This is a genomic window from Burkholderia sp. Tr-20390, from assembly GCF_017104595.1.
In the GTDB taxonomy this organism is placed as follows: Bacteria; Pseudomonadota; Gammaproteobacteria; order Burkholderiales; family Burkholderiaceae; genus Burkholderia.
On record NZ_JAAGPC010000235.1, the window covers coordinates 1 to 11,185 of the forward strand.

Sequence of the window (11,185 nt, forward strand, 5' to 3'; positions counted from 1 at the left end):
TTGGCTCGATGCGCGCGCGAACGGTGTCGGCCGGCACCGCTGGCTCGCGCCGCTGCTGCTGGTGGCCGGCGCGCTGCTGTGGGCCGCGGCCGGGATGTCGCCGCTGATGCCGGGCGCGCAGTTCGCGTTCTTCGCGATCGTCGCGGTGCTGGCGCTCGCGCTGCGCCGCCTGCCGGGCCATCTGCCGACGCTCGCGCTCGCGTCGCTCGCCCTGCTCGCGACGGTGCGCTACATGTGGTGGCGCACCACGCAGACGCTCGATTTCCGCAGCCCGGTCGAGGCCGTCGCCGGCTATCTGCTGTACGGCGCGGAAGCCTATACGTGGATGATCCTGCTGCTTGGCTTCGTGCAGACCGCATGGCCGCTCGACCGGCCGATCGTGCCGCTGCCCGACGATCCCGACACCTGGCCGACCGTCGACATCTACATCCCGACCTACAACGAGCCGCTGTCGGTCGTGAAGCCGACGGTCTTTGCCGCGCAGAGCATCGACTGGCCGACGGCCAAGCTGCGCGTGTATCTGCTCGACGACGGCAAGCGCCCCGAATTCGAGGCGTTCGCGCGCGAGGCCGGCATCGACTACGTGACGCGCGACGACAACCGCCACGCGAAGGCCGGCAACATCAACCGCGCGCTGCCGAAGACGCACGGCGAATACATCGCGATCTTCGACTGCGATCACGTGCCGACACGCTCGTTCCTGCAGACGACGATGGGCGTGTTCCTGCGCGACCCGAAGTGCGCGCTCGTGCAGACGCCGCACCATTTCTTCTCGCCCGATCCGTTCGAGCGCAACCTCGGCACGTTCCGCGAGATCCCGAACGAAGGCAACCTGTTCTACGGCCTCGTGCAGTCGGGCAACGACCTGTGGAACGCGACGTTCTTCTGCGGCTCGTGCGCGGTGCTCAAGCGCAGCGCGCTGGAAGAGGTGGGCGGCGTCGCGGTCGAGACCGTGACCGAGGATGCGCACACGGCGCTCAAGCTGCACCGGCGCGGCTACACGTCGGCGTATCTGCCGACCGTGCAGGCGGCCGGCCTCGCGACCGAAAGCCTCGCGGGCCACGTGAAGCAGCGCACGCGCTGGGCGCGCGGGATGGCGCAGATCTTCCGCATCGACAACCCGTTCCTCGGGCGCGGGCTCGGCCTCATCCAGCGGATCTGCTACGGCAACGCGATGCTGCACTTCTTCTACGGGATTCCGCGGCTGGTGTTCCTGACGATCCCGCTCGCGTACCTGTTCTTCCACCTGTACTTCATCAACGCGTCGGCGCTCGCGCTCGCGAGCTACGTGATCCCGTATCTCGTGCTCGCGAACGTCGCGAACTCGCGGATGCAGGGGCGCTACCGCCATTCGTTCTGGGCCGAGGTCTACGAGTCGGTGCTTGCGTGGTACATCGCGCTGCCGACCACCGTCGCGTTCTTCAGCCCGAAGCACGGCAAGTTCAACGTGACCGACAAGGGCGGCAAGATCGACGAAGGCTACGTCGACTGGTCGACGTCGAAGCCGTATCTGGTGCTGTTCGGGATGAACGTGCTCGCGATCCTCGCCGGCCTGTGGCGGCTCGTGGCCGACCAGGGCGACGAGGCGTCGACGATCCTGATCACGCTCGGCTGGACCGTGTACAACCTCGCGATGCTCGGCGCGGCGCTGGCCGTGGCGCGCGAGACCAAGCAGGTGCGCGTTACGCACCGGATCGCGATGCGCGTGCCGGCCATGCTGCTGCTCGCCGACGGCTCGACCGCCGCGTGCTTCACGAGCGACTACTCGACCGGCGGCCTCGGCCTCGAAGCGGTGCCGGGGCTCTCGCTCGCCGTCGGCGACACGCTGACGGTGTGCGTGACGCGCGGCGACCGGCCGTTCCCGTTCCCGGTGCGCGTGAGCCGCGTGACACCGACCCATGTCGGCGTGAGCTTCGACGAACTCACGCTCGAACAGGAGCGCCAGCTCGTGCAATGCACGTTCGGACGCGCGGACGCGTGGCTCGACTGGCACGAAGGGCAGCGGGTCGACACGCCGCTCGGCGGGCTGAAGGAAGTGTTGCGGATCGGCCTGGACGGCAACGTACGGATGTGGAAGGGTGCGGCGCGCGGCCTGCTGGCCATGCTGGCGCCGAAACTCGATCGGGCGCGCGACTGACGCGGCGCTCATCATGGAGTGGGTTAGATGACGTTCTGGAATCTGTATTTCATCCTGAAGTTCGCGCTGTTCGCGACCGGGCACCTGCAGCCGTTCTGGCTCGCGAACCTCGCGTTCGCGGTGGCGCTCGCGGCGAGCGCGCCGATCCGGCGGCGCGCGTGGCGCATCGTCCGGCAGGTCGTGGCGATCGCGATCGCGGTGCCGCTGCTCGCGCGCGAGATGCATGCGCCGCCGCTCGCGCGGCTCGCCGAAGCCGCGCGCGAAGTGAGCACGTTCCGCCTCGAGTACTGGATGGAACTGCTGCCGCGCCTGCTGCCGCCGGTGCTGCTGCTGACGGTGGCCGGTGCGCTGATCGTCTACTTCATCGTCAATCGCTGGCTGCGCGTCGCGACGTTCGTGCTGGCCGTGCTGGTCGTGATGCCGCTGTGGCAGGCCGGCAGCGGGTTGATGGCGCGCGTCGTCGCACCGCTTCCGCAGCAGGCGAGCGCGACGGGCACGACGCTCGCCGGCCAGCCGGAGGATCACAACGCCGCGCTCGCGACGTTCCGCACGCAGGAATCGCAGCGGCAGGTCGCGTTCGGCCATCTCGGCAACGATCCATCCACACAGTTCGACGTGATCGTGCTGCACATCTGCTCGCTGTCGTGGGACGACCTCGATGCCGCGAAGGTGCGCAACCACCCGATGCTGAGTCACTTCGACTACCTGTTCAATAACTTCAGCACGGCCGCGAGCTACAGCGGCCCGGCCGCGATCCGCGTGCTGCGCGCGAGCTGCGGGCAGGAAGCGCACGCCGATCTGTACAAGCCGGCGCCGCAGCAGTGCTACCTGTTCTCGCAGCTGGCGAGCGCGGGCTACACGGTGCAGTCGCTGCTGAACCACGACGGCCACTTCGACAACTTCCTGCAGGTGATCCACGACAACATCGGCGTGCCCGACGCGCCGCCCGTGTCGAACGCGGCCGCGCCGGTCGCGATGCACGCGTTCGACGGCTCGGAGATCAAGAGCGACTACGCGACGCTCGCGAACTGGTACGCGCAGCGCGCGTCGGTGCCGGGCCCGGTCGCGCTGTACTACAACACGATCAGCCTGCACGACGGCAACCGCGTCGTCGGCAGCGCGCTGACGAGCATCGACTCGTATCCGCAGCGCGTGACGAAGCTGATGGACGACTTCGATCACCTCGCCGACCTGATCGCGCAATCGGGCCGCCGCGCGGTGATCGTGTTCGTGCCGGAGCACGGCGCCGCGCTGCGCGGCGACAAGTACCAGGTCGCGGGCCTGCGCGAGATCCCGACGCCGCGCATCGTGCACGGGCCGGTCGGCGTGCGGCTCGTCGGCTTTACCGGCAACCACGGCGCGACGACCGTGATCGACCAGCCGACCAGCTTCCTCGCGCTCGCGCAACTGCTGTCGAACCTCGTGTCGAACAGCCCGTTCAAGCCGGGCACGACGCTCGCGCAGTACGCGGCCGACCTGCCGCGCACGCGGATGGTGGGCGAGAACGAAGGCACGGTGACGATGCAGACGGCCGCGGGCTACTCGGTGAAAACTCCGGATGGCGTATGGATCGACGAACAGTAATGCTCCCCGCCGACAGCGACGATGATCGCCTGTCGCAACCGAACGACGTGCTCGGCCTCGCGCGGCACCTGCCCGCGCTAGATCCCGAGCGTTACGTCGACGAGCAGGCGCGCCGCGCGTTCATCGAGTCGCTCGACCGTTGGCCGACGCTCGCGAAGCTGATGGGATTGAAGCGGTAAACGCACGACGGCCGGCATGGGAGCCGGCCGTTGCGTGGCTTGCCCGCGGGCGAACCCGCTGGCTGTGCGTTGTGACCTTACTGCGCCTTGCGTTCCGGCTGGCGCGTCCACTCGTGTTCTTCGCCCGGCACCTTGCCGAAGGTCTGATCGGCCCACGCCGCACGGGCCGCATCGATCTTCGCGCGCGCGCTCGACACGAAATTCCATTCGATGAACCGCTCGCCCGGCAGATGGGCGCCGCCGAGCAGCATCACGCGGGCGCCGTTCGTGCTGGCGAGCGTCACGGTCGCGCCCGGCTCCAGCACGGCCATCGTCGCGGCGGCGAGCGGCGTGCCGTCGATCGAGAGATCGCCGTCAACGAGGTACACGCCACGCTCCTCATGTTCGGCATCGAGCGCCAGCGTGCCGCCTGCCGCGAATTCCGCAACCGCATAGAGCGTGGGCGAGAACACGGCGACCGGCGACGTGAGCCCGAACGCGGTGCCCGCGATCACGCGCACGCTTGCACCGTTGCGCGTGAACGACGGCAGCGTGTCGGCCGCATGATGGACGAACGCGGGCGCGGTGTCTTCATGCTCGACCGGCAGCGCGACCCAGGTCTGGATCCCGTGGACCGGCTGATCGCGCGGCCGGTCTTCGTCGGGCGAGCGCTCCGAATGCACGATGCCGCGGCCGGCGGTCATCCAGTTCACGTCGCCCGGCACGATCTTCTGCCGGAAGCCGAGGCTGTCGTGATGCATCAGCGAACCGTCGAACAGGTAGGTGACGGTCGCGAGGCCGATGTGCGGATGCGGCAGCACGTCGATGCCGCTGCCGGCCGGCAGCACGGCCGGCCCCATCTCGTCGAAGAAGATGAACGGGCCGACGAGGCGGGCGGCGCGCGCGGGCAGCACGCGGCGCACGACGAGGTTGCCGATGTCGCTTTCGCGCGGCGTGAGCAGGGTCTTGATCGAGGCGGACATGGTGGGGCTCTGGTAGTCGAGTCGGGGCGCGTCAGGCGATCGCCGTGTCGATGGTGATCGGATGCGTGAGGATCTTGTGCACCGGGCATGCGTTCGCGATCTGCAGCAGCCGGTCGCGCTGTTCGCCGGACAGGTCGCCTTCGAGCGTGATGCGGCGCACGATCGTGCTGCCCGCGCTGCCCGATTCGTGCGCGAGCTTCACGTGCACTTCGGTGAGCGGCCAGCCCTTGCGCTGTGCGTACATTTTCAGCGTGATCGCGGTGCACGCGCCGAGGCTCGACAGCAGCAGCGTGACGGGCGCGGGCGCCGCATCGCCGCCGCCGAGCGACGCCGGTTCGTCGGCGCGCCACTGGTGGACGCCATCGCTGAAGTGGACGAGGTAATCGACGGAGCCGATGCTCGCTTCGACGGACAGTTCGCTCATTGCAGTTCCATGTAAAAAAAGGGGAGGCCGGCGGCCGGGCCGGGCGTCACGGTTCGAGCAGCCGCTGCAGCCGCAGTTCCTCGAAATCGAGTTCCGATTCGATCCGGTGCAGCGCGGCGTCGTCGACCTTGCCGTCGCGATGCAGGTCGAGCAGCGCGCGGCGCGACACGCCGACGAGGTCGAGTTCGACGCGCAGCATGCGCGCACGCACGTTGGCCGGCTCGGCACCCTGGCGATGCGCGCGTTCGTTGAAGGTGACGCGGTTCCGGTATTCGGCGAGCAGGCGGTCGAGCGACGGCCGCTCGAGGGTCGAGCCGCGCTGTTCGAGCGCGTCGAGTTCGGCGAGCGCCGCGCCGAACGCGTGTGCGCGCACCGCATGCTCGGACATCGTGTGCCGCGCGGCCGGGCGCAGCTTCAGCACGCGGATCAGCGGCGCGAGCGTGCCGCCCTGCACGACGAGCGTGGCGATGATCAGCAGGAACGTGCTGAACAGGATCAGGTCGCGGCCGGGGAAGTTGGCGGGCAACGCGATCGCGGCCGCGAGGCTCACGACGCCGCGCATGCCCGACCAGCCGAGCACGACGGCCTCGCGCCACGACCACGGTGCGTGGCCGGCGCGCGGCGTGCGCAGGCGGCCCGGCAGCCACATCGCGACGAACACCCATGCGATGCGCGCGGCGATCGCGGCGGCGGTGGCGGGCAGCGCGACGCGCAGGCCGGCCATCAGCACCGCGCCTTCGTGGTTCACGCGTGCGAGGATCGCGTGCAGCGCGAGGCCGATCAGGATGAACACGAGCGCGTCGAGCACGAACACGATCGCTTCCCAGGTCGCCTTCGCCTTGATCCGCATGTCGGCGTCGAACACGCGATGCTGGCGCACGCCGAGCACGAGGCCGCAGGTGACGACCGACAGCACGCCCGAGCCGTCGACGGCTTCCGCGATCCCGTAGCTGCCCCACGCCATCGCGAAGGTCACGACGATGCCGAGCATCGGGTCGCGCAGGCGCGGCAGCACCCAGCTCATTGCATGGCCGCACGCGAGGCCGACCGCGATGCCGATCAGCGTGAGCGAGAAGAACAGGCCGGTGGCGCTCGCGGCCGTGATCGACACGGCGAGCGCGGCCGACACGGCCATCTGGTACAGCAGCAGGCCCGACGCATCGTTGACGAGGCTTTCGCCTTCGAGCACCGCGACGAGTCGCGCGGGCAGCGGGTGGCGCTGCAGGATCGCCTTCGCGGCGACCGCATCGGGCGGCGACACGATCGCGCCGAGCGTGAAGCAGGCGGCCCACGGCAGCGCCGGGTTCACCGCATGCACGGCGAGCGCGACCGCGACGGTCGTGAACACCACGGCCCCGAGCGCGAGCGACGCGATCGATGCAAGCTCCTGCCGGAATTCCTTCCACGCGGTGTAGAACCCGCTCGACAACAGCAGCGGCGGCAGCACGGCCGCGAGCAGCAGCGCCGGGTCCATGTCGGGCACGCGCTTGCCGGCCACCGCGACCACGCAGCCGCCGAGCAGCAGCACGACGGCCGGCGGAATCGAGATCCGTTCGGCGAGCCACGTGAGTGCGCCGGCACCGCAGATCAACAGCAGCAGGTAATGAAACAGTTCGACGTTGGTCATGCGTGGCCGGTGATGAACGATTGCGTCACGACGGCTTGCGATCGTTCGTGGTGCCGCCGGGCAGCGCGCCGAACATGTGCTGGCTGCACTTCGCGTCGCGCCATGCGGTGTTCAGCCGGTGGCCCGCGAGCATGCGTCGCGCGACCGGCAGGATCTGTTCGCCGGCGAGCATGCCGAGCAGGCCGGTGAGTGCGATGATCGGCGGCGCCGGCGAGTTCACGCCAAGCGCGCCGTAGATGACACCGGCGAGGATGCCGGCGAACAGCGACAGGAAATACGGTTTCATGGCGGGCCCCGTGATGGCAGACGAATGGCGCGGTGTGCGCCGTCAAGAATTCGAAAGGGTATCGGGTTTGCGTGAAGAAAAAAAGGGCGGGCAGCCCCGAACAGGCATCGATCCGGGAATCGGTTCGATTCCGTTTCTTGGGTGTTCGCGCCGCGCGTTTGCGGCTTAAATATTTCGGCCCGGATGACGATCCGGCGCCGACATACCTCCGGCTCCTCCCGTTTTGACGGTCGAGGCAGGCCCCCCTTTTCTCGTTCACAGGACACCTTGCGCCATGAGCAATCCGAAACTTGAAGTACTGACGCCGCAGAACAGCCAGCTGATCTTCATCGACCAGCAGCCGCAAATGGCGTTCGGCGTGCAGTCGATCGATCGCCAGACGCTGAAGAACAACGTCGTCGGGCTCGCGAAGGCCGCCAAGGCGTTCAACGTGCCGACCACCATCACGACGGTCGAGACCGAGGCCTTCTCCGGCCATACCTTCCCCGAGCTGCTCGACGTGTTCCCGAACCAGAAGACGCTCGAACGCACGTCGATGAACTCGTGGGACGACCAGAAGGTGCGCGACGCGCTGGCCGCGAACGGCCGCAAGAAGGTGGTCGTGTCGGGCCTCTGGACGGAAGTCTGCAATACCACGTTCGCCCTGTGCGCGATGCTCGAAGGCGACTACGAGATCTACATGGTGGCCGACGCATCGGGCGGCACGTCGCAGGCCGCTCACGACTTCGCGATGCAGCGGATGGTGCAGGCCGGTGTCGTGCCCGTCACGTGGCAGCAGGTGCTGCTCGAATGGCAGCGCGACTGGGCGCGCCGCGACAGCTACGACGCGGTGATGGCGATCGCGAAGGAGCACTCGGGCGCGTACGGGATGGGCGTCGACTACGCGTACACGATGGTTCACAAGGCCGCGCAACGCACCGCCACGCCGCACGAGTCGCTCGCGGCGGTACCGGCGAAGTAACGGGCGACCGGCCGCGATCGTGGCAACGGCCGGCCGCGGCGATCCGCTGTCGCCGGCCGTCGCCCGCTCAGGCTGCTGGCAACGCCCACGGCGCGTGCGCGAAGTGTTCCGCGAGGAAGTCGAGCAGCACCGTCACGCGCGCGGCGCGCAGCATGCCGGGCGGCGTGACGAGGTTGACGTTGATGTCGGCGATCTTCCAGTCCGCCATCACTTCCTCGAGCTCGCCGCGCTGCATCGCTTCCCACACCAGGAACTCGGGCTGAAGGGCGAGGCCATGGCCGGCGATGAGCGCGGGGACGATCACGTCCGCGTTGTTGGTGCGAATGCGGCCGTGCACGGATACGCCGACCTCGTCGCCCGATGCCGGGTGGCGGAAGCGCCAGTGTTCGGGCGTCGGCAGGTTCGTGTAGGTGAGGCACACGTGCTGTTCGATGTCGCGCGGGTGCGCGGGGCGGCCGTGCCGGTCGAGGTACGCGGGCGACGCGACGAGCGGCCGGCGCACCGCGCACAGCCGGCGCGAGCGCAGCGACGAATCGCTGAGCTCGGCGATGCGGATCGCGACGTCGAAGCCGCCGGACACGATGTCGACGATGTGATCGGTGAGCACGAGGTCGACGTCGACGCGCGGATAGCGTTCGAGAAACGCGGGCAGCACCGGCGACAGGTGGCGCACCCCGAACGACATCGGCGCATTCACGCGCACGAGGCCGTGTGGTTCGAGCGCCTGCGCGGACGCCTCGCTCTCGATCAGTTCCGCATCGGCGAGCAGCCGGATCGCGCGGTCGCGCAGCAGTTCGCCGGTCGGCGTGAGCGACAGCTTGCGCGACGTGCGGTACAGCAGCATCGCGCCGAGGCGTTTTTCGAGGCGCGCGATGGCCTTCGACACCGTCGGCTGCGTGACGCCGAGCAGGTCGGCGGCTTTCGCGAACGAGCCCGTCTCCGCGACGCGCGCAAAGATGGCCCAGGCTTCGAGATCAGGAAGGTGTTGCATGGTCGGGATACATGGCAGGGAAGCGGAACGGATGCAGCGCACCGCGAAAGCGGGCGTGCGATGCAGGGGATTCTAATCCGGCCGGGAGAAAAATCGTTATGGAATCTTATCTACTTTCGTTGGGCGCCGGCGTGCTGATCGGCGTCGTGTACAGCGTGATCAAGGTGCGTTCGCCGGCCCCGCCGCTGATCGCGCTGGTCGGCCTGGGCGGCATGCTGATCGGCGCCCAGGCCATCGCGCCGGTCCGTCACTGGCTCGGCTTCTGACCGCATCGAGGACATTTCATGAGCGCAACCGCTACTCAACCCGATCTCATCCTGCACAACGGGCGCATCACGACGCTCGATCGTGCGAACCCTGTCGCCACCGCCGTGGCGATCAAGGACGGCCGCTTCGTCGCGGTCGGCAGCGACGCGGAGGTCATGCCGCTCGCAGGCCGTGCGACGAAGGTCGTCGATCTCGATTGCCGCAGCGTGCTGCCCGGCCTGATCGACAACCACACGCACGTGATTCGCGGCGGCCTGAACTACAACCTCGAGCTGCGCTGGGATGGCGTGCGCTCGCTCGCGGTCGCGATGGAAATGCTGAAGCACCAGGTGGCGATCACGCCTGCGCCGCAATGGGTGCGCGTGGTCGGCGGCTTCACCGAACACCAGTTCGCCGAGAAGCGCCTGCCGACGATCGACGAGCTCAACGCGGTCGCGCCCGATACGCCGGTGTTCATCCTGCATTTGTACGACCGTGCGCTGCTGAACGCGGCCGCGCTGCGTGTCGTGGGTTATACGAAGGACACGCCCGAGCCGCCGGGCGGCACGATCCTGCGCGACGCCGCGGGCAATCCGACGGGCCTGCTGCTCGCGAACCCGAACGCGACGATCCTCTATGCGACGCTCGCAAAAGGCCCGAAGCTGCCGTTCGAATATCAGTACAACTCGACGCGTCACTTCATGCGCGAGCTGAACCGGCTCGGCGTGACGGGCGTGATCGACGCAGGCGGCGGCTCGCAGAATTACCCCGACGATTACGAGGTGATCCGCAATCTGCATGACGCGGGCGAGATGACGATCCGGATCGCCTACAACCTGTTCACGCAGAAGCCGAACGCGGAGAAGGAAGACTTCGTCAACTGGACGAAGAGCAGCAAGTACCACGACGGCACCGATTACTTCCGTCACAACGGCGCAGGCGAGATGCTGGTGTTCTCGGCCGCCGATTTCGAGGATTTCCGCGTCGCGCGCCCGGATCTGCCGGCGCAGATGGAAGACGATCTCGAAGGCGTCGTGCGCGTGCTTGCGCAAAACCGCTGGCCGTGGCGCATGCATGCGACCTACGATGAAACGATCAGCCGCGCGCTCGACGTGTTCGAGAAGGTCAACCAGGACATCCCGCTGGAAGGGCTGAACTGGTTCTTCGATCACGCGGAAACGATCTCCGAGAAGTCGATGGACCGGATCGCGGCGCTCGGCGGCGGCATCGCGGTGCAGCACCGGATGGCGTACCAGGGCGAGTACTTCGTCGAGCGCTACGGCGCGCAGGCGGCCGAAGCGACGCCGCCGGTCGCGAAGATGCTGTCGAAAGGCCTCAAGGTGTCGGCCGGCACCGACGCGACGCGCGTGGCGTCGTACAACCCGTGGGTGTCGCTCGCATGGCTCGTGACGGGCAAGACGGTGGGCGGGATGCGCCTGTATCCGCAGCGCAACCTGCTCGATCGCGAGACCGCGCTGCGGATGTGGACCGAGTACGTGACGTGGTTCTCGAACGAAGAGGGCAAGAAAGGGCGCATCGCGGTCGGGCAACTGGCCGACCTGATGGTCCCGGATCGCGATTTCTTCACGTGCGCGGAGGACGATATCGTCGATACGACGGCGCTGCTGACGGTGGTCGGCGGCCGGATCGTGTGGGGCGCGGGGCCGTTCGCATCGCACGACGCGCCGATTCCGCCCGCGATGCCCGACTGGTCGCCGGTGCGCGAGTACGGCGGCTACGGCGGCTGGGGCGCGACGCAGCGCAACGGCGCGCCGCTGCAGCGCGCCG

At 68.4% G+C, this 11,185-nt stretch carries 11 protein-coding genes; 6 read left to right on the forward strand and 5 right to left on the reverse strand.

Annotation, left to right across the window (positions count from 1 at the left end; translation table 11 throughout):
• From bcsA to G3N98_RS35460, 3 genes are all read left to right on the forward strand, one after another.
• Nucleotides 1-2,137: UDP-forming cellulose synthase catalytic subunit (bcsA, locus tag G3N98_RS35450; RefSeq protein WP_206150733.1), on the forward strand; the 2,137-nt coding region annotated here is incomplete at its 5' end.
• A gap of 27 nt (nt 2,138-2,164) precedes the next feature.
• On the forward strand, nt 2,165-3,721 hold the full coding sequence (gene bcsG, locus G3N98_RS35455) for a cellulose biosynthesis protein BcsG (protein ID WP_206150734.1): 1,557 nt from the start codon (nt 2,165-2,167) through the stop codon (nt 3,719-3,721).
• A complete protein-coding gene (locus tag G3N98_RS35460) occupies nt 3,703-3,900 on the forward strand; it encodes a hypothetical protein (protein ID WP_089425132.1) in 198 nt (65 codons plus the stop codon). The genes bcsG and G3N98_RS35460 overlap by 19 nt, the downstream gene beginning before the upstream one ends.
• A gap of 77 nt (nt 3,901-3,977) precedes the next feature.
• On the opposite strand, the gene G3N98_RS35465 is transcribed toward G3N98_RS35460, so the two are convergent.
• The 4 genes from G3N98_RS35465 to G3N98_RS35480 are packed head-to-tail and all read right to left on the reverse strand — an operon-like array spanning nt 3,978 to nt 7,199.
• Nucleotides 3,978-4,862 carry a pirin family protein gene (locus tag G3N98_RS35465; protein ID WP_206150735.1) on the reverse strand — a complete coding sequence of 295 codons (885 nt, stop codon included), beginning with the start codon at nt 4,860-4,862 and terminating at the stop codon, nt 3,978-3,980.
• A 31-nt stretch (nt 4,863-4,893) separates the two neighbouring features.
• Nucleotides 4,894-5,286: an OsmC family protein gene (locus G3N98_RS35470; protein ID WP_206150736.1), complete on the reverse strand. Its 393-nt coding sequence runs from the start codon at nt 5,284-5,286 to the stop codon at nt 4,894-4,896.
• A gap of 46 nt (nt 5,287-5,332) precedes the next feature.
• Entirely contained in the window at nt 5,333-6,913 is a 1,581-nt protein-coding gene (locus G3N98_RS35475; RefSeq protein ID WP_206150737.1) for a sodium:proton antiporter, read from the reverse strand.
• Nucleotides 6,914-6,938: 25 nt separating this feature from the next.
• On the reverse strand, nt 6,939-7,199 hold the full coding sequence (locus G3N98_RS35480; protein WP_089473241.1) for a XapX domain-containing protein: 261 nt from the start codon (nt 7,197-7,199) through the stop codon (nt 6,939-6,941).
• A 274-nt stretch (nt 7,200-7,473) separates the two neighbouring features.
• Here G3N98_RS35480 and G3N98_RS35485 point away from each other — a divergent pair, with 274 nt between their 5' ends.
• A complete protein-coding gene (locus G3N98_RS35485) occupies nt 7,474-8,160 on the forward strand; it encodes a hydrolase (RefSeq protein ID WP_069247732.1) in 687 nt (228 codons plus the stop codon).
• 67 nt (nt 8,161-8,227) lie between these two features.
• Here the strand turns inward: G3N98_RS35485 and G3N98_RS35490 are convergent, their stop codons facing one another.
• On the reverse strand, nt 8,228-9,151 hold the full coding sequence (locus G3N98_RS35490) for a LysR family transcriptional regulator (RefSeq protein WP_206150738.1): 924 nt from the start codon (nt 9,149-9,151) through the stop codon (nt 8,228-8,230).
• Between the two features lie 98 nt (nt 9,152-9,249).
• On the opposite strand from G3N98_RS35490, the gene G3N98_RS35495 reads away from it, so the two are divergent.
• Together G3N98_RS35495 and G3N98_RS35500 are read left to right on the forward strand one after the other, a co-directional pair.
• Nucleotides 9,250-9,417: a DUF1427 family protein gene (locus tag G3N98_RS35495; protein ID WP_059557006.1), complete on the forward strand. Its 168-nt coding sequence runs from the start codon at nt 9,250-9,252 to the stop codon at nt 9,415-9,417.
• Between the two features lie 18 nt (nt 9,418-9,435).
• Nucleotides 9,436-11,185: amidohydrolase (locus G3N98_RS35500; RefSeq protein ID WP_206150739.1), on the forward strand; the 1,750-nt coding region annotated here is incomplete at its 3' end.